We start from the raw sequence: 18,984 nt of genomic DNA, 5'->3' as shown, positions 1-18,984 counted from the left end.
GTTGGCAAATCCGCACACGAAAGTCCTTGCTGTGATGTGGAGCGAACCAAAGTAGCGAAGCATGCGGACCGGCTGCCGAGAAAAGCCGCTATTGTGCCATATGTGCCCGTACCGTAAACCGACACAGGTGGATGAGGAGAGAATCCTAAGGCCGACGGAAGAAGTATTGTTAAGGAACTCGGCAAAATGACCCCGTAACTTCGGGAGAAGGGGTGCCTGAGAAATCAGGCCGCAGAGAATAGGCTCAAGCAACTGTTTAGCAAAAACACAGGTCTATGCAAAACCGAAAGGTGAAGTATATGGGCTGACGCCTGCCCGGTGCTGGAAGGTTAAGAGGAGAGGTTAGCGCAAGCGAAGCTTTGAATTTAAGCCCCAGTAAACGGCGGCCGTAACTATAACGGTCCTAAGGTAGCGAAATTCCTTGTCGGGTAAGTTCCGACCCGCACGAAAGGCGTAATGATTTGAGCACTGTCTCGACAATACATCCGGTGAAATTGAAGTACCAGTGAAGATGCTGGTTACCCGCGCCAGGACGGAAAGACCCCATGGAGCTTTACTCCAGTTTGGTACTGGGATTCGGTACTGCATGTACAGGATAGGTGGGAGACGAAGAAGTTAGGACGCCAGTCTTAACAGAGTCGCTGTTGGGATACCACCCTTGCAGTATTGGGTTTCTAACCAGCCGCTGTGAACCAGCGGTGGGACAATGCCAGGCGGGGAGTTTGACTGGGGCGGTCGCCTCCGAAAGGGTATCGGAGGCGCTCAAAGGTTCCCTCAGAATGGTCGGAAACCATTTAAAGAGTGCAAAGGCAGAAGGGAGCTTGACTGCGACACCGACGGGTGGAGCAGGTACGAAAGTAGGACTTAGTGATCCGGTGGCATAAAGTGGGATTGCCATCGCTCAACGGATAAAAGCTACCCTGGGGATAACAGGCTTATCACTCCCAAGAGTTCACATCGACGGAGTGGTTTGGCACCTCGATGTCGGCTCATCGCATCCTGGGGCTGTAGCAGGTCCCAAGGGTTGGGCTGTTCGCCCATTAAAGCGGTACGCGAGCTGGGTTCAGAACGTCGTGAGACAGTTCGGTCCCTATCCGGCGCGGGCGTAGGATATCTGAGGGGAGCTGGCCTTAGTACGAGAGGACCGGGCTGGACGGACCACTGGTGCATCAGCTGGATACCAAATCCATAGCTGGGTAGCCAAGTCCGGAAGGGATAAACGCTGAAGGCATCTAAGCGTGAAGCCCCCCCCAAGATGAGATGTCCCTGTCTATAAGACAGTAAGACCCCTGAAAGAGTATCAGGTAGATAGGGCAGAGGTGGAAGCACGGTAACGTGTGGAGCTGACTGTTACTAATCGGTCGAGGGCTTGACCAAAAAGCAGTAAGATGGTAGGACGGATGAAGAGATGTGGAGCAGATTTATCTGCGGAAACAGCTCTTAAGCCGGACGAACATTTGCCTGCAAATGACATCGAAAATGCGAAGCATTTGAGATGACCATCTTAGAAATAAAGTTTTCGGATTCCTGTATGAAGTTTTGAAGGTATGTTACAAAACAAACCTATTGTGACGTACTTGTACGTCATTTTAGCATATAGGGGTGTAGTTCATCGGTAGAATAAGAGTCTCCAAAACTCCAGAGGAGGGTTCGATTCCTTCCACCCCTGTTCTTAAATAGAAAGTATATTTTATACTTTCTTTTTTTTACTTTACAGGAAATTGCTTTCCTGTAAAGTAAAAAACGCCCTGCGAGGATGCACACTGCGGCGTATAAGGTAGATGTCGCAAGCGACCGCCGCAGGCGTGAGAATGTGCCAAGGCACATTCTTTGTTATGCGAGTAGCGAGAAACTCGCAAAGCGTGTTTCTCGTAGTTGTGCCAGGTATTCGTAAGAAGCTACTGGCAGACTTAGCATGAATTCACAAACAGCTATTAGCAGTAAATTTTGTATAAAAAAGAAAAGTGGTATAAAATAGACAAAGAGTGTTAAAATCTAAGAGAAAGTAATGAAAGAGAAGTTTTATAAAGGGTAGTCTGCTGACATAGAAGAAAATATGTGATGAATGAAAACAGGATTGTGAGGAAGGGAGCTGTAAGAGAAATGAACAGGTATTGGTTGCATGCGGCATCAGGAGAACTTTCTTTAGCAAGGGATAATGGGAAAAATATAGAAAAGGAATCAGAACCGCAGATAATACTATTAAATATGGAAGAATTTCAGCAATTAGAAGGAAATTATCCGCATCGAAAGAATCTGATTAGCAGCATGCGTTTTATCCGCTATAGCAAAGTAGAGGCATTTCATGAATGTGTACAGGGGATTATACATGTACCAAAACAGGGAAGTAAAAAGGAAAAAGAGTTTTCCTTTGGCTTTTATCTCTTTGAAAATAAACTATTTTTAATAGAAGAAGATGAGGAATTACAGGAAATATTGGCAAAGGTCAAAAATGATATGTTTGATGGCTGCACACTTCATATGGTGTTGCTCTTTATTTGTAATGCATTAATTGACAATGATATTCTTTATCTGCAAAAGATAGAGGAAAATTTGGAGAAGGTAGAGGATGTTGTAATTAAGAGGATACCGGAGCATTTTAATGAAGTAATTATGCGTTATCGGAAGCAGCTTTCAGAGAGCCGGGCATATTATGAACAGTTGATGAATATGGGAGATTTCATGCAGATGTATATGAACCGGGAGTCTTTAGTAGAAGAGGAACAGGGCTGGGAACGCTATATGAATCGTGTGGAACGGCTGCATAATTACGTAGAGACAATCCGCGAGTATTTACAGCAAATCCGTGAAATGTATCAGACGCAGATTGATATTCACCAGAACCGGATTATGAGTATTCTGACCATTGTAACAACTCTCTTTTTGCCATTGACACTAATTACAGGCTGGTATGGAATGAATTTTCCGGGAATGCCGGAATTTCAATGGAAATATGGTTATCTGGCAGTAATCGGAGTGTCCGTTCTTCTTATTATTATAGAGATAGTATATTTCAAGAAAAAGCAGATCTGGATATCTTCGAAAGACGTAATATAATGAGTGATACAATCACGTTATAATACACAAAATGTCCACTTATATGGAAAACCGCTGAATGTACGGAAAAAAGTGCAATAGTAAGTATTATGTAAATGTTATGTGTGGAAAGAAGTTTAGGAATAATGATGGAATTTGGAGCTTTTTTGAAGACTTTTGAAGGAATGCGAGGCTTATTACCTTATTTTTTGACACAAAAATTTGTGAAAAACGATAAAAAATATTGACTGAGTAAAAAAAAACTTGTAAATGTGACTAAAGTACCATAAAAAACGACAAAATGTGACAGGCAAACTAATTTTGGTAAGACCAAAATGGAGAAAAACAGAAAAATTTATTGTGTAAAATGCTCATAAAATTCATATACTAAGATGGTAAGCGAAAATTGACAAAAAAAAGAAATGGTGTCATAATGCTCAAGAATCAAAAGTAAATCAGTTTATTTTTTTGAGGATGGTGAAAAAAATGAATGAAAAGAAAATCAAATTAGCTGGCACAGAAGAGGTTAGAGACTTTGTACGTGAGGCAGGAAAATGTGATTTTGACATTGATATTTCATACAATAGAGTAATAATTGACGCAAAGTCTTTTCTTGGAGTATTAAGTCTAGATCTGAATCGAGAGCTTACTGTTAAGTATGGCGGACATGATATGAACTTTGAGAATGTATTAAGCAAGTATGCAACTGCTTAAATGATGGCACAGGTTTTCTGGCAGCCAGAAAATACAGGTTCATAAGGTAAGAAGAAATACCGGGTAGCGGACAATTTGGATATTGTCTTTTCTATCTGGTATTTTTTTGTTATTATGAAATGAGAGTACGTTTCAATTCCTTTAAAGTCTGCTAGAAAAATGAGATTTTTCAAAAATTGATAAATAGAAAAAATAGTGAATAGCATAAATAGAAATAAGTATAAGATGGGATGAAAAGGGGTGACAGCGGAATGGAACGTGAGCAGATAAGAATATCGGTACGAAATCTGGTGGAGTTTATCTTGCGTTCCGGAGACATTGATAACCGCAGAGCCAGTCTTGATACGATGGAAGCCATGCAGGCGGGCAGCAGACTCCATCGGAAGATTCAAAAGAAGATGGGAAGCACTTACCATGCCGAGGTTCCTTTAAATATTATCATTGAGGAAGAAAATTATGAGCTTGGAATCTGGGGACGGGCAGACGGCATTATAATAGAAGAAACAGTTACCATTGATGAGATAAAAGGCGTATATTTAAGCCTTGACTTATTGGAAAAACCCGTAAAGGTACATCTGGCACAGGCAAAGTGCTATGCGTACATATATGGAATCCAGAATGATTTACAGAAAATCAATGTTCAGATGACATATGGAAATCTCGATACCGGAGATTTAAAATATTTTTCTTATGAATATAGTATGCAGCAGCTGCAGGAATGGTTTTCAGATTTGATTTTAAAATATAAGAAATGGGCGGATTTTCAGTATGAGTGGCGGAAGAAACGGCAGGCATCCATTAAGGAACTGGCATTTCCGTTTCCGTACCGGGAGGGACAGAAGGAGTTGGCTGCCGGGGTTTACCGTACGATAGCCAGAAAAAAGAATCTGTTTATTCAGGCACCCACCGGAGTAGGCAAGACCATTTCTACATTATATCCGGCAATCAAAGCGGTGGGAGAAGGATTAGGTGATAAGATTTTTTACTTAACTGCCAAGACTGTTACCGCAAATGTGGCAAAAGAGACCCTTGGCATTTTATGTGAAAAGGGTTATCGGGCAAAAAGTGTGCAGATTACAGCGAAAGAAAAATTATGCCCTTGTGAGGAAGTGGACTGTAATCCCGTAAGCTGCCCTTATGCAAAGGGGCATTTTGACCGGGTAAATGATGCGGTTTACGATTTATTACAGAAAGAAAATAATATGACAAGAGAAGTTTTGCAGGCACATGCAAAAGAATATCAGGTCTGCCCGTTTGAAATGTGTCTGGACACGGCAACCTGGGCGGATAATATTATCTGTGATTATAATTATGTCTTTGACCCGAATGTGTATCTAAAGCGTTTTTTCGCAGATGGCATCAAGGGTGATTATATCTTTCTGGTGGATGAGGCACACAATCTTGTGGAACGTGGACGGGAGATGTATAGTGCCGCCCTTGTCAAAGAGGATATTCTTGCGGCGCGGAAAATTATGAAGCCAAGAAGCTCTGCCATTGAGAAGGAACTGAGCAAATGCAATAAGCTGATGTTAGAATATAAGAGAGAATGCGAAACCTATCAGATTTACGAAAGCATTCCGAATCTCATTTTCTCCTGTATGCGTCTTGCAGCAAAAATCGAAGAATATATGCAGAAGAATCCGGAGTTCCCGGGGCGGGATGTGGTTCTTGATTTCTATTTTGAATTGCGCAATTTCTTGAATATCTATGAGCGTGTGGATGAGCATTATGTAATTTACGGGCAGCATGATGAAGAGGGCAGATTTGTCATAAAGCTTTTTTGCGTGGATCCGTCCTTTAATCTGCAGGAGTGTCTGGATAAGGGAAATGCTACGATTTTCTTCTCGGCAACGCTGCTGCCGGTTCAGTATTATAAGGAGCTTTTGACGAATAAAACGGATAATTATGCGGTTTATGCCAGGACAACATTTTCTCAGGATAAGAGACTTTTGTTAATCGGAAATGATGTCAGCAGTAAATATACCAGAAGAACACCGGAAGAATACGGAAGGATTGCAGATTATATTTATCGTACAATAAAGAAGAAAAAGGGCAATTATATGGTGTTTTTCCCATCCTATCTTTTCCTGAAAAAAGTGCATGAGGCATTTGAACTGCGGATGGATGAAACAATTACCTGCATCTGTCAGGAATCCGGCATGCGGGAAGAGGAAAGAGAAGCTTTCTTAGAAGCATTTCAGGAGGAAAAAGAAGAGTCCCTGGTGGCATTTTGTGTTATGGGCGGCATCTTTGGAGAAGGAATTGACTTAAAGAGGGAGCAGTTGATTGGCGCAATTATCGTAGGAACCGGTCTGCCGCAGATTAGCAATGAGCGGGAAATTTTAAAAGAGTATTATGATAAGAAAGAGGGCATGGGATTCGACTATGCCTATCGGTATCCGGGAATGAATAAGGTACTTCAGGCAGCGGGACGTGTTATCCGGACTGCAGAAGACGTGGGAATTATCGAGCTTTTGGATGAACGCTTTCTGCAGAATGATTATCAGCGGCTGTTCCCAAGAGAGTGGGAACAGCGGAGTGTGTGCCAACTTTCCAATCTGGAAGAAAAGCTGACAACCTTCTGGGAGGAAATGCATTTATAATGTCGGCAGCAGGTTTAAGAATTCTTCCGTAGAAGTAAGAATCGGAAGATTCGGATTGACGGAGACGGCAAGCTGTCTTCGCGGAAGAGGTTCTAAGGTTTTTAAGATAAACAAATCTTTGGATTCATGTTTTAAACAGTAGTCCGGAATGCAGGCAATGCCAAGACCGATGCGGGCAAGGTCAATCAGAAGGTCATTACTGCTCAGTTCAATTTCCGGAATCAGCTCCAACTGATGGGAGAGGAAGAGATTGTGCATGAATTCGCTGGTGGTACTCTTGTTATCGAGCATCAGCAGAGGATATTTTGTTAAATCCCGGAAACTTAATTCCTGTTGTTTTAAATTAAAGTAGGATGGATTCGCAATAAATACATCCGTAAAATCCAGTACCATTTTGCGGATGTAGGATTGATTTAATCGTACATTCGGGCAGTTGGTAACGGCAATATCGACTTTTCCCTGCTCTAAGAGGTCAACGCAGCCAAGAGAGGTTGCATTGGTAACCTTGATGGGAACGCTGGGAAATTTTTTATGAAATTCTTTTAAATAAGGTACTAAAAAATAGCGGCAGATAGTATCGCTGGCAGCAATATGAAGCTGACCCAATCCAAGAGTATTGGACTCTAAGAGCTGGTTTTCCCCGCGGGCGATGAGATTCATGGCAGGTTCAATGTGTTTTAACAGAACCTGTCCTGCCGGAGTAAGCTGGACTTTCTTGGTGCTCCGGATAAAAAGCGGCTGCTCTAATTTCTTTTCTAAGGTCTTGATGGACTGGCTTACTGCAGACTGGGAAATGTAAAGCTGCTTGCTGGCTTCCGAGAAGCTTAAGGAAGTAGCAACGTGGTAGAATACTTTATATAATTCGTAATTAATATCCATAATGGCTCCTTTATCATATCAGAATGCATATCTTACATATTTTCCTTTATTATAAGTGACGCTTATAACTGTGTCAACATTAGTAACTCTTATAAATAAAATTAAATATATTAATTGTTCTTATTCATAATGCCGTGCTATAATGAGCATAAGAAAGTAAACATTCAGGAGGTAGAAGATGAGTAAGGTAAGAAGAGTGTATGTAGAGAAAAAAGACGCTTACGCAGTACGCGCCAAAGAGTTACATGCAGAGATTAAGAGTTATCTTGGAATCAGCGCAGTAGATAAGGTACGTGTCCTGATTCGTTATGATATTGAAAACATTTCCGATGATGTATATAAAAGAGCAGTTCAGACTGTATTTTCAGAGCCGCCGGTAGATGATGTCTATGAAGAGAATTTTGAAATGGGGGATGGAAAAGTATTTTCCGTTGAATTCCTTCCGGGACAGTTCGACCAGAGAGCAGATTCTGCAGAGCAGTGTGTGAAGCTTTTAAAAGAGGATGAAGAGCCGGTTATCCGTACCGCAACAACGTATGTTATTTACGGAGATATCAACGCTGAGCAGTTAGAGGCAATCAAGCATCACTGCATCAACCCGGTAGATTCCAGAGAGACCGGCATGGAGAAGCCTGAGACTTTGGTAACAGAGTTCCCGGAGCCTGCAGATGTTAAGATTATGACTGGATTTAAGGATATGCCGGAGCAGGAATTAAAAGCACTCTATGATTCCCTTGGACTGGCTATGACATTCAAGGATTTCTTACATATTCAGAACTATTTCCATGGAGAAGAAGATAGAGACCCATCCATGACCGAGATTCGTGTGCTGGATACCTACTGGTCAGACCATTGCCGTCATACCACATTTTCTACCGAACTGAAAAATGTTGCATTTGAAGATGGTTTTTACAAAGAGCCAATGGAAAAGACATATGAGGATTATCTTGATACACATAAGAAAATGTATGAGGGTAGAGATGACAAATTTGTCTGCTTAATGGACATTGCATTAATGGCAATGAAGCGTCTGAAAAAAGAAGGAAAATTACAGGATCAGGAAGAGTCCGATGAGATTAATGCCTGCTCTATCGTAGTGCCTGTTGAAGTAGATGGCAAGACAGAAGAATGGCTTGTAAACTTTAAAAATGAGACCCACAACCACCCAACCGAAATCGAGCCGTTTGGTGGAGCTGCAACCTGTCTTGGTGGAGCAATCCGTGACCCGTTGTCAGGACGTACCTATGTATATCAGGCAATGCGTGTAACCGGAGCTGCTGACCCTACCGTATCTGTAAAAGATACCATGGAAGGAAAGCTTCCTCAGAAGAAACTGGTTCGCGGCGCAGCACAGGGATACAGTTCCTATGGTAACCAGATTGGACTTGCTACTGGATATGTCAAAGAAGTATATCATCCGGATTATGTTGCTAAGAGAATGGAAATCGGAGCCGTTATGGGAGCAGCACCTCGTCGTGCCGTTCAGAGACTGACTTCTGATCCGGGAGATATTATTATCCTCTTAGGCGGACGTACCGGACGTGATGGCTGCGGTGGAGCAACCGGTTCCTCTAAAGCACACAATACAGAATCCATTGATACCTGTGGAGCAGAGGTTCAGAAAGGTAACCCACCTACCGAACGTAAGATTCAGAGACTTTTCCGCAGAGAAGAAGTTGCCCACATTATTAAGAAATGTAATGACTTTGGTGCCGGTGGAGTGTCCGTAGCAATCGGAGAGCTTGCAGACGGATTACAGGTTGATTTGGATAAAGTACCTAAGAAATATGCTGGACTGGACGGAACAGAACTTGCTATTTCCGAGTCTCAGGAGCGTATGGCAGTTGTTGTTGCACCGGAAGATGCACAGCAGTTCTTAGATTATGCAAAAGAAGAAAACTTAGAGGCTGTGAAAGTTGCCGTTGTAACCGAAGAGCCAAGATTAGTATTATCCTGGAGAGGAAAAGAAATTGTAAATCTTTCCAGAGCATTCTTAGACACCAACGGAGCACATCAGGAGACTGATGTAAAGGTAGAGCTTCCGGTAAAAGAAGAGAATTATTTAAATAAAATCGGCACAAAGGCTGTAGAAGAAGCAGTTGCAGCAGGCGATATGAAAGCTGCATGGTTAAATGAATTAAAAGACCTTAACGTATGTTCCCAGAAGGGTCTCGTAGAAATGTTTGATGGTTCTATCGGAGCAGGCAGTGTATACATGCCATATGGTGGAAAATATCAGTTGACCGAGACACAGAGTATGGTTGCAAAACTTCCGGTTATGAATGGAAAATGCGATACAGTAACCATGATGAGTTACGGATTTGATCCATATTTATCTTCATGGAGCCCATACCATGGAGCAGCTTATGCAGTATTAGAGTCTGTTTCCCGTATCGTAACAGCCGGTGGTGATTTCCACAAGATTCGTTTCACATTCCAGGAATACTTCCGCAGAATGTCGGAGGAGCCAAGTCGTTGGAGCCAGCCATTTGCAGCACTGCTTGGTGCTTATAATGCGCAGATTGGTTTCGGACTTCCATCCATCGGTGGAAAGGACTCCATGTCCGGTTCCTTCAATGAAATTGATGTACCGCCAACACTGGTATCCTTTGCAGTTGATGTAGCAAAAGAAAAAGATGTTATCACACCGGAGCTTAAGAAAGAAAATGATAAGCTGATGTTATTTACCATCGAAAAAGATGCTTATGATATGCCGGATTACGCACAGGTTATGAAGCTTTATGATGCAATTCATGAGATGACTGAGACAGGCGTTATCGTAGCAGCTTATGCATTAGACGGAAAAGGTCTTGCAGCAGCAGTCAGCAAGATGGCATTTGGTAATAAACTTGGCGTTACTGTAAATGTAGATGTAACAAAAGAAACATTATTTGCATCGGGCTTTGGAAATATCGTAGCAGAAGTTCCGGAAAATAAAGTTGTAAAAGCACAGGAAATCCTTGCAGCAGCAGGCCTTGCAGCGAACGGAGCTGTTGTGGGTGCAGTAAATGACAGCAAGAACTTTATCTATGGTGATATGAGCATTTCCATGGATGAAGCAATCGAAGCATGGGGACAGACTTTAGAGAAAGTATTCCCAACCAGAGCAACCACCGGAACAGAAGAAGTGAAGAGCGGACTTTACGATACAAAAGACATTTATGTCTGCAAGCACAAAGTTGCCCGCCCACATGTATTTATTCCGGTATTCCCGGGAACCAACTGCGAGTACGACAGTGCGAAAGCATTTGAAAATGCAGGTGCAGATGTAACCGTAAAGGTATTTAAGAACTTAAATGCAGAAGACATCCGTGATTCTGTTGATGTATTTGTAAAAGCAATTGATGAAGCACAGATTATCATGTTCCCTGGTGGATTCTCCGCAGGAGATGAACCGGAAGGCTCAGCAAAATTCTTTGCAACAGCATTCCGTAATGAGAAGATGAAAGAAGCTGTAAACAAGCTTTTAAATGAGCGTGACGGTCTTGCACTTGGTATCTGTAACGGATTCCAGGCACTGATTAAATTAGGTCTGGTTCCTTACGGCAAGATTACACACCAGAGACCGGATTCACCGACTCTGACCTACAATACCATCGGACGTCATATTTCCAAGATGGTATATACCAAGGTAGTGACCAACAAGTCCCCATGGTTAGCACAGGCTGAGCTTGGCGGCGTATACTGTAACCCGGCATCTCATGGAGAAGGACGTTTCGTTGCTCCGAAGGAGTGGTTAGACAAGCTCTTTGAGAATGGTCAGGTGGCAACCCAGTATGTAAACGAAGCCGGTGTTCCAACCATGGATGAAGAGTGGAACGTAAACGGTTCTTACATGGCAATCGAAGGTATCACCAGTCCGGACGGACGTGTCCTTGGTAAGATGGCACATGCAGAGCGTCGTGGAGAGTCTGTTGCAGTCAACATTTACGGCGAGCAGGATATGAAGCTGTTCGAAAGTGGAGTAGCATACTTCAAATAAAAAATAGGAATAAAGAAGAGCAAGACCTTGTAGATAGGAGAAATCCTTTCTGCAAGGTCTTTTTTTAGTAGAAGATGGTAAGTACATGAAACATTAAAAATTGTGGTGAGCAGGAGGAAGCGGCGAATCGTTTCGCAGAAGATAGTCTGATTCCGAAAGGGTATTATCAGGAATTTATAAGACAGGGTGAATTTGATTTACAGGCTATTAAGAAATTTGCAAATAAAATAAATCGTGATCCAGGTATTGTATTAGGAAGACTTCAGAAGGATAAGAAAATAGATTATAACGACTATACGATGAATACTTTACGACATAAATATAAAGTATGTACAAAGTTCTAGCGTATACAACGAGCGGTTCTGTTAAAAGCAGAACCGCTCGATTGCGTATGCAACACCATCTTCTTCATTAGAAAGGGAAATGAAATCAGCCGAATCTTTTAAGAGCTGTTGCGCATTTCCCATGGCAACGCCAATGCCGGCAGCTTTGACGATATCGAGATCATTTTCGCTGTCACCTACCGCCATGGTATCTTCCATGGAAATGTGGAGGTAATCACAGAGGAATTTAAGTCCTTTGGATTTGGCAATGCCGCATCTGGTAACTTCTAAGTTATGAAAACCGCCGGACACATAAGTGACTTCCGGGAAGGTGTCTAAGATTTCTTTTGTTTTTTCTCTTGTGGTATAGCTTCCATCTGCATCCGGTGCAAAGTTTAAAGTCAGTTTTGAAACACAAAGTTTATGTTCTTCGATATAAGCAGCTAAGTCAGTAATCGTCTTCCGGGTGGTCTGGATATATTTTTTTAAGGAATCCGGAATATCTAATAGGTTGGTAAGCTCGCTGGTGGAAAACTGGGTATAGCCGTCACCATTGATAAAGGCATCGATATGAAGAGACTGCGTATAGAGCTTGCGTAACAGCCGGACACTTAAATCGGTATCCATGCTTTCATCTAAGAGCAGTTCCTTTTCCGGGACGCGGTATACCGCAGAACCGTTGGCAGTAATGGCATATTGGATGCCAAGCTCCTTCATTTCATCCACAGGAAGACCGATATAAGGCCGGCCGGTGGAGATAATAACGGTAATCCCGTTTTCTACGGCTTTTCGAATCATTTCTTTATTATAAGAGGTAATGACACCGTCTTTATTATAGAGGGTGCCATCGATGTCTAAGGCAATTAGCTTTACTGAATTCATCAAGTGTACTCCTTTGTATTTGAAAATATCATTGTCAATGAATAACAGTGTAGCACAGAAAATGAAAAAAGCAACTCACCGGATTAAATTTATATTTTTAAGTTGCAGGAAAAGGAGCTTACATATATAATTAGTAGGAATTCAAATGTAAGATAAACTGGAGCATACTATGAATATAAAAGAATATATCAAAGAACAAAGACTGATAACCGATGGTGCCATGGGCACTTATTATGAGGAAAAATACAGCGAAGATACCGTGATTGCAGAAAAGGAGAATCTCAAGAATCCGGAGCAGATTAAGGAGATTCATTTAGAATATCTGCGTGCGGGAGCAAGGCTGATCCGTACCAATACATTTGCAGCAAATACCATGTTTCTTGCAGATATGCAGGAAGTAAAAGAGACAGTCCGGGCGGGCTATGAGATTGCAAAGGAAGCAGTAACCGCATTTCAGGCAGAAAATGGAAAAGAGATTCCGGTATTTATCGGAGCAGATTTAGGACCGATTTATGATCTTGACCATCAGGACTATGACAATGTGTTACAGGAGTACAAAGAAATTTGTGACACCTTCCTTTCTTGTGGCGCAGACTGTTTTGTATTTGAGACACAGAGTGACTTTACCTATATTGAGCCGGTGACGGCATATATCAAAGAAAAATCAGACGCATTTATTCTGGTGCAGTTTGCGTTTGACAAAAGTGGATACACCCGCTCAGGTCTCTCCATGCAACGTGTGGCAGTAGAAGCTTCCGAGATGGAAAATGTGGATGCCTATGGATTTAACTGTGAACTGGACAGTACCCACATGTATCAGTTTATGAAGAACCTGAAGTTCTCCAGTGACAAATTCGTATCAGCACTTCCAAATGCAGGGTACCCATATACTTTGCGGGGAAAGACAATTTATTCCAATAATGCATCTTATTATGCAGAAAAAATGAAGGATATTGCAGCCCTTGGCACCGATATTTTAGGTGGCTGCTGTGGAACCACACCGGAATATATTGCTTTGCTTTCTGGCGAGTTACAGGATGTGCCGAAGGCAGCAAAGAAAATTGAAAATGTAGTAACGCAGGAGGTTACAAGAACTCCATCTATTTTTGAAGAGAAGCTTTCCCGTGGGGAGAAGGCTTATATTGTAGAATTGGACCCGCCATTTTCCGAGGATGCATCCAAGGTTATGAAAGGAGCAGAAGATTTAAGAAAATGTAATGTGGATCTGATTACCCTTTCCGATTCCCCAATGGCGCGGGCGAGAATGGATGCCGGACAGCTGGCAGTGAAAATCCAGCAGAAGACCGGTGTGGCAGTAATGCCACATATCAGCTGCCGTGACCGCAATGTGATTGCGTTGCGGGCAGGTCTTTTAGGCATGCATATGAATGATGTCCGCCATTTCCTGATTGTGACCGGAGACCCGGTTTCAAGGGCAGACCGCGAAAGAGTGACTTCTGTTTTTGATTTCAATTCCATCAAACTGATGCAGTATGTTAAGGAAATGAATTTAGAAGTTTTTGCACAGGAGCCGGTTTATTATGGTGGTGCACTGAATTATCATGGCGCCAATCCGGATGCGATTATTGAACGGATGAAGCGTAAAGCGGAAGCAGGATGCGGTTATTTCCTGACACAGCCGGTATATACCGAGGAAGATGTGGAAAGACTGACTTATATCAAAGAACACATTGACACCAAAATCATGTGCGGTATTATGCCGCTGGTAAGCTATAAGAATGCAATGTTTGTGAAAAATGAGATGCCGGGCATCCATGTTTCCGATGAAATTGTAAACCGGTATCGGGAAGATATGACAAGAGAAGAGGCAGAAGAAGTGGCAATTGAATTATCTGTTGAAATCGCAGCAAAATTATATGATATTGCAGACGGATTTTATTTTATGACACCATTTAACCGGACGGGCTTAATTGCGAGAATTATTGAGGCAATCCGACAGGAGGAAGAACGCAGATGACAAGAGAGGAATTTAAAGAATTAGTAAAAAATGGACCGGTTATCTTAGATGGTGCAACCGGAAGCAATCTTCAGAATGCAGGAATGCCGGTAGGAGTCTGCCCGGAGCAGTGGATTTTAGAGCATCCACAGACCATGATAGATTTGCAGCGGGCTTATGTGGAGGCTGGAACACAGATTCTTTTGGCACCGACCTTTACTGCAAACCGCATTAAATTAGAAGAATATGGACTGGCAGATAAGCTGGTAGAGATGAACCAGCAATTAGTTGCCATTTCCAAAGAGGCAGCAGGCGGAAAAGCGCTGGTAGCCGGTGATATTACCATGACCGGTCAGCAGCTTTATCCGATGGGTGAATTGCAGTTTGAAGAACTGGTAGATATTTATAAAGAACAGGTCAAAGTTGTGGCAGATGCGGGAGCAGACTTATTTATCATTGAGACCATGATGAGTCTGCAGGAAACAAGAGCCGCTGTGCTGGCAATCCGTGAAACCTGTGATTTGCCGATTATGGCAAGTATGACTTATAACGAGGATGGCAGAAGCTTGTATGGAACAGATCCGGTAACTGCGGTAGTTACGTTGCAGAGCCTGGGTGCAGATGCAGTTGGAATGAACTGCTCCACAGGACCAGAGGAAATGTTAGAGCCGATTCGCCAGACTGTAGAATATGCCTATGTTCCTGTTTTGGCAAAGCCAAATGCCGGATTACCGGAATTAGAGGATGGTGTAACGGTATACAAGACCACACCGGAAGAATTTGCGGAAGTTGGTGCAAAATTAGTCGAAGAAGGCGTTTCGATTATTGGTGGATGCTGTGGAACGACCCCGGCACATATCAAAGCATTGGCAGATAAAGTAAAACCAATGGGAATCCATCATGTGGAAGCACCAAGACGAAGAGTGCTTACTTCCGAGCGTAAGACGGTAGAAATTGATTTGAACGGACCATTTATGGTAATTGGTGAGCGGATTAATCCGACCGGAAAGAAGAAATTGCAGGCAGAGCTTCGGGAAGGCAGCCTTAATATGGTTCGTGATATGGCACGGGCACAGGAAGAAAATGGTGCAGCCATTCTGGATGTCAATATGGGTATGAATGGAATTGATGAGAAACAGATGATGTTAAATACCATTCATGAGGTTACTTATACAGTGGATTGTCCGCTTTGTATCGATTCATCCCATGTGGATATTATTGAAGCAGCACTTCGTATTTATCCGGGACGAGCTTTGATTAACTCTATTTCCTTAGAAAAAGAGAAATTCGAAAAATTGCTTCCGATTGCAAAGAAATATGGAGCAATGTTTATTTTGCTTCCGCTTTCTGACGAGGGACTTCCAAAAGACGCAGAAGAGAAGCGGCAGATTGTCCGTACCATTTTAGATGCAGCCTTAAAAATCGGTCTTCATAAAGAAGATATTATCGTGGACGGACTGGTAGCAACGGTAGGTGCCAATCCGCTGGCAGCATTGGAATGTTTTGATACCATCCAGTATTGTAAGGATGAATTGAGCCTTGCCACAGCCTGTGGACTTTCCAATATTTCCTTCGGTCTGCCAGAACGTATTTATGTAAACAGTGCATTTCTTACCATGGCAATTGCAAAAGGACTTACGATGGCAATTGCAAATCCATCCCAGGATTTATTAATGAATGCGGCAGTGGCTTCGGATATGCTTTTACATAAAGAAGGTTCCGATATCCGCTATATCAATCGGATGAACCAGCGGGCACAGAAGGAAGCTCCGGCAACCGATAACGCAGCTTCGGCAGGCACTTTAGAGCCGGCAAATCCGGTATTTGACTGTGTATTAAAGGGAAATAAGGGCAATATTTTAAAAGAAGTAGATAAAGCTTTGGCAGCAGGAGAAGAACCGGGAGCGATTATTAATGGACAGTTGATTCCTGCCATTAATGAAGTAGGTGTCCTTTTTGACAAGCAGATTTATTTCCTGCCGCAGCTGATTTCCAGTGCGCAGACCATGCAGCATGCCATTGAATACTTGGAGCCAATGCTTTCCAAAGATAAGGACGCAGAGCCAAAGGCAACCATTATTATTGCAACCGTAGAAGGTGACATACACGATATCGGTAAGAATCTGGTAGCACTGATGCTCCGTAACTATGGTTATCGTGTCTTAGACCTTGGCAAGGATGTGGCAGCGGATATTATTGTGGATACAGCGTTAAAAGAAAATGCCCAGATTATCGGACTTTCTGCCCTGATGACCACTACCATGATGCGTATGAAGGATGTGGTAGAACTGGCAAAAGAGCGCGGCTGCAATAGCAAGATTATCGTCGGTGGCGCAGCAATTACACAGAGCTTTGCAGATGAAATCGGTGCAGATGGCTATTCCCCGGATGCAGCTGATTGTGTAAAACTGGTAGAGCGTCTGCTGGAAGAAATGTAAATTTTTATTTTGGGAGGTTTTTGATATGGTAAAGATAATTTCAGATAGTACCTGTGATTTATCTGAAGAACTGGTAAAACGTTATGATATTACCATTCTTCCGCTTCACATTTTATTAGGTGACGAAGAATATCTGGATGGAGTAAATATTACTCCGCAGGAGATTTTTGACTGGTCGGATGAACACAAGACCACTCCAAAGACTTCAGCACCATCTGCAGAGCAGGCAGTAGAATTGTTAAAGCCTTATGTAGAAAAAGGTCAGGAGGTTATCTGTTTTGCCATTGCATCCGGGATGTCTTCTTCCATGAATGTGATGCGTCTTGCAGCGGAAGAACTGGAGGCAGAAAATCTGGTTACAGTAATTGATTCTGCAAACCTTTCTACCGGTATCGGACTTCTTGTCATAGAAGCAGCCGAAATGGCACAGCAGGGAAAGGGTGCAGCAGAGATTGCTGCACGCATGGAAGAATTAAAGCCTCTGGTTCGGGCAAGCTTTGTGGTAGACACCTTAACCTATCTTTATCGTGGTGGCAGATGCAGCGGACTTGCTGCATTAGCAGGAGGTGCGTTAAAACTTCATCCCCGCATCAGTGTGGAAGATGGTAAAATGGGACCGGGAAAGAAATACCGTGGCAATATGGAAAAGGTTGTACTTTCTTATGTAAAGGATATGGAAGAAGCACTTAAGAATGCTCGCCCGGAACGCGTATTTATCACTCATTCCGGCAGTGCCCCGGAAATCGTAGATAAGGTACGGGCTTATCTCAATGACCTGCATGTCTTTCATGAAATTTTAGAGACCAGAGCGGGTGGTGTAGTATCCAGCCACTGTGGACCGGGAACACTGGGCGTCTTGTTTATTGCGAAGGAGTAGGGAGAAGGAGAGATGTATGATTTGCAAAGGTATTTCATAAGGCAGGTATCCGGCAGCTTGACAGAATTATTGGAGTAATTTTGAATCTTGAAATATTTTCAAAAATTTTAAATATTTCAAAAATATTTTTGAAAAAGTGCTTGACTTCACTATTCCTATATAGTATACTAGCAAAGCGGGTTGCAGATGAGTAACCCGCAGGAATATGGGATCTTAGCTCAGCTGGGAGAGCATCTGCCTTACAAGCAGAGGGTCACAGGTTCGAGCCCTGTAGGTCCCATTCCAAAACAAATAATTGAATATGGCGGAATAGCTCAGTTGGCTAGAGCACACGGTTCATACCCGTGGTGTCGAGAGTTCAAATCTCCCTTCCGCTACTGAAAAAGAATCTTGCAGATGCAGGATTCTTTTTTTGCGAGTAGCAAGAAAAAATCTGGCATCAGGAAAGAACTGCAGGTGAGAATTTCTTGTAAATCCCTTACCGGCCTGTTTTCCTATTTAAAAATAGCTTATGGCTCCTGAAAAAGTCCAATCTCAGGCGGATAGTAACTAAAGATAAAAAACAGAATTGCAAGAATTACAAGGCAGGTAAGTAGCAGTCCACTGCGGTTGGCAAGTTTGCGGTTATCTTTCAGAAACCATCCGGTAAGAAAGACACCCAGAACACTGATGTAGAAAATTGCAATATCAATCGCCATGACAGAGAAGCCCAGCACACCGGTGTATGTGTAGAAGAGAATTGGAATCAATGCCAACCCAACCAGCGTCCCAATGGAGAGTGCTACTGGAATCGGACTTTGTTCCGGCAGTTTGAAAAAGAGAAAAAGCACAAGAACCAGCATTGGAAAGAAAAGGAGCTTCATGTGCTCCCAGGTGGATTCATTCCATGGTGCAAAAAGCCGTACGATGGAATTGTTACCGGACCATTCATAGACGAAATGTAATAGGGATCCAATCACAGACACAAAGAGGAAACCCCAGATAAAAAGTTTTTTAGAATTCATAAAAATACCTCCTGAAACTATAGTATGATGCAAAACAGAAAATAATATGAAAAAAGAAATCTATAAACAGCTATCAGAAAATACCTCCAGTGTGGTATAATGTCCGTAAGCATTGAGCAGTGCCAAAAAACAAGAAAAATCCAGATTGGCTGCTTGCAGACAAAACTGGATTTTCCTTGTTTTTGATAGGGCGAAAGCCCGAGAGCGGGAAGGTGCGAAGTAGCTTCCCACGTGCACTGCGGAGCTGGACCGAGATAGGGCGAAAGCCCGAGAGCGGGAAGATGCGAAG

At 42.7% G+C, this 18,984-nt stretch carries 10 protein-coding genes, 3 tRNA genes and 1 rRNA gene (1 of these 14 only partly in view); 11 read left to right on the top strand and 3 right to left on the bottom strand.

Features of this window, described 5'->3' with window-relative positions:
• From DXB39_RS14900 to DXB39_RS05515, 5 genes are all read left to right on the top strand, one after another.
• Positions 1 to 1,377, top strand: a 23S ribosomal RNA gene (locus DXB39_RS14900) (it extends 1,733 nt beyond the left edge of the window).
• Between the two features lie 221 nt (positions 1,378 to 1,598).
• Positions 1,599 to 1,669, top strand: a tRNA-Trp gene (locus DXB39_RS05530).
• 434 nt (positions 1,670 to 2,103) lie between these two features.
• Complete coding sequence (locus DXB39_RS05525; RefSeq protein ID WP_158565963.1) at positions 2,104 to 3,057, top strand: magnesium transporter CorA family protein; 954 nt, start codon at positions 2,104 to 2,106, stop codon at positions 3,055 to 3,057.
• A gap of 465 nt (positions 3,058 to 3,522) precedes the next feature.
• Positions 3,523 to 3,750 carry an HPr family phosphocarrier protein gene (locus DXB39_RS05520; RefSeq protein WP_117698613.1) on the top strand — a complete coding sequence of 76 codons (228 nt, stop codon included), beginning with the start codon at positions 3,523 to 3,525 and terminating at the stop codon, positions 3,748 to 3,750.
• A gap of 251 nt (positions 3,751 to 4,001) precedes the next feature.
• A complete protein-coding gene (locus tag DXB39_RS05515; RefSeq protein WP_117840652.1) occupies positions 4,002 to 6,353 on the top strand; it encodes an ATP-dependent DNA helicase in 2,352 nt (783 codons plus the stop codon).
• Here the strand turns inward: DXB39_RS05515 and DXB39_RS05510 are convergent.
• Positions 6,348 to 7,232 carry a LysR family transcriptional regulator gene (locus DXB39_RS05510; RefSeq protein ID WP_022243377.1) on the bottom strand — a complete coding sequence of 295 codons (885 nt, stop codon included), beginning with the start codon at positions 7,230 to 7,232 and terminating at the stop codon, positions 6,348 to 6,350. The genes DXB39_RS05515 and DXB39_RS05510 overlap by 6 nt on opposite strands.
• 178 nt (positions 7,233 to 7,410) lie before the next feature.
• Between DXB39_RS05510 and DXB39_RS05505 the strand changes: the two genes are divergently transcribed.
• A complete protein-coding gene (locus DXB39_RS05505) occupies positions 7,411 to 11,214 on the top strand; it encodes a phosphoribosylformylglycinamidine synthase (protein ID WP_117840654.1) in 3,804 nt (1,267 codons plus the stop codon).
• Positions 11,215 to 11,579: 365 nt separating this feature from the next.
• Here DXB39_RS05505 and DXB39_RS05500 read toward each other — a convergent pair whose 3' ends face one another.
• A complete protein-coding gene (locus DXB39_RS05500) occupies positions 11,580 to 12,419 on the bottom strand; it encodes a Cof-type HAD-IIB family hydrolase (RefSeq protein WP_022242649.1) in 840 nt (279 codons plus the stop codon).
• 169 nt (positions 12,420 to 12,588) lie between these two features.
• Between DXB39_RS05500 and DXB39_RS05495 the strand changes: the two genes are divergently transcribed.
• The 5 genes from DXB39_RS05495 to DXB39_RS05475 all read left to right on the top strand — a co-directional run bounded on the left by DXB39_RS05495 (position 12,589) and on the right by DXB39_RS05475 (position 18,068).
• Positions 12,589 to 14,397 (top strand): bifunctional homocysteine S-methyltransferase/methylenetetrahydrofolate reductase, encoded by a 1,809-nt coding sequence (locus DXB39_RS05495; RefSeq protein ID WP_117840656.1) that lies wholly within the window; start codon positions 12,589 to 12,591, stop codon positions 14,395 to 14,397.
• The gene (locus DXB39_RS05490) at positions 14,394 to 16,814 is read left to right on the top strand and encodes a homocysteine S-methyltransferase family protein (protein ID WP_117840658.1); all 2,421 of its coding nucleotides are present in this window, start codon (positions 14,394 to 14,396) and stop codon (positions 16,812 to 16,814) included. The genes DXB39_RS05495 and DXB39_RS05490 overlap by 4 nt, the downstream gene beginning before the upstream one ends.
• A 25-nt stretch (positions 16,815 to 16,839) precedes the next feature.
• On the top strand, positions 16,840 to 17,691 hold the full coding sequence (locus DXB39_RS05485; RefSeq protein WP_117840660.1) for a DegV family protein: 852 nt from the start codon (positions 16,840 to 16,842) through the stop codon (positions 17,689 to 17,691).
• Positions 17,692 to 17,898: 207 nt separating this feature from the next.
• A tRNA-Val gene (locus tag DXB39_RS05480) sits at positions 17,899 to 17,971 on the top strand.
• A gap of 23 nt (positions 17,972 to 17,994) precedes the next feature.
• Positions 17,995 to 18,068 (top strand) — tRNA-Met (locus DXB39_RS05475).
• 132 nt (positions 18,069 to 18,200) lie between these two features.
• Here the strand turns inward: DXB39_RS05475 and DXB39_RS05470 are convergent.
• A complete protein-coding gene (locus DXB39_RS05470; RefSeq protein ID WP_117840662.1) occupies positions 18,201 to 18,695 on the bottom strand; it encodes a DUF6512 family protein in 495 nt (164 codons plus the stop codon).
• Between the last annotated feature and the right edge of the window lie 289 nt (positions 18,696 to 18,984).

The organism is Roseburia sp. OM03-7AC (assembly GCF_003462625.1).
Classification (GTDB): domain Bacteria; phylum Bacillota; class Clostridia; order Lachnospirales; family Lachnospiraceae; genus Roseburia_C; species Roseburia_C amylophila.
The sequence above is the reverse complement of the archived record's forward strand: the minus strand, read 5'-3'. Positions and strand labels throughout refer to the sequence as shown.

Coding starts and splice junctions, on each gene's coding strand:
- DXB39_RS05490 (WP_117840658.1), top strand. CDS start 14,394: ATGACAAGAGAGGAATTTAAAGAATTAGTAAAAAATGGACCGGTTATC.
- DXB39_RS05500 (WP_022242649.1), bottom strand. CDS start 12,419: ATGAATTCAGTAAAGCTAATTGCCTTAGACATCGATGGCACCCTCTAT.
- DXB39_RS05495 (WP_117840656.1), top strand. CDS start 12,589: ATGAATATAAAAGAATATATCAAAGAACAAAGACTGATAACCGATGGT.
- DXB39_RS05505 (WP_117840654.1), top strand. CDS start 7,411: ATGAGTAAGGTAAGAAGAGTGTATGTAGAGAAAAAAGACGCTTACGCA.
- DXB39_RS05520 (WP_117698613.1), top strand. CDS start 3,523: ATGAATGAAAAGAAAATCAAATTAGCTGGCACAGAAGAGGTTAGAGAC.
- DXB39_RS05525 (WP_158565963.1), top strand. CDS start 2,104: ATGAACAGGTATTGGTTGCATGCGGCATCAGGAGAACTTTCTTTAGCA.
- DXB39_RS05485 (WP_117840660.1), top strand. CDS start 16,840: ATGGTAAAGATAATTTCAGATAGTACCTGTGATTTATCTGAAGAACTG.
- DXB39_RS05515 (WP_117840652.1), top strand. CDS start 4,002: ATGGAACGTGAGCAGATAAGAATATCGGTACGAAATCTGGTGGAGTTT.
- DXB39_RS05470 (WP_117840662.1), bottom strand. CDS start 18,695: ATGAATTCTAAAAAACTTTTTATCTGGGGTTTCCTCTTTGTGTCTGTG.
- DXB39_RS05510 (WP_022243377.1), bottom strand. CDS start 7,232: ATGGATATTAATTACGAATTATATAAAGTATTCTACCACGTTGCTACT.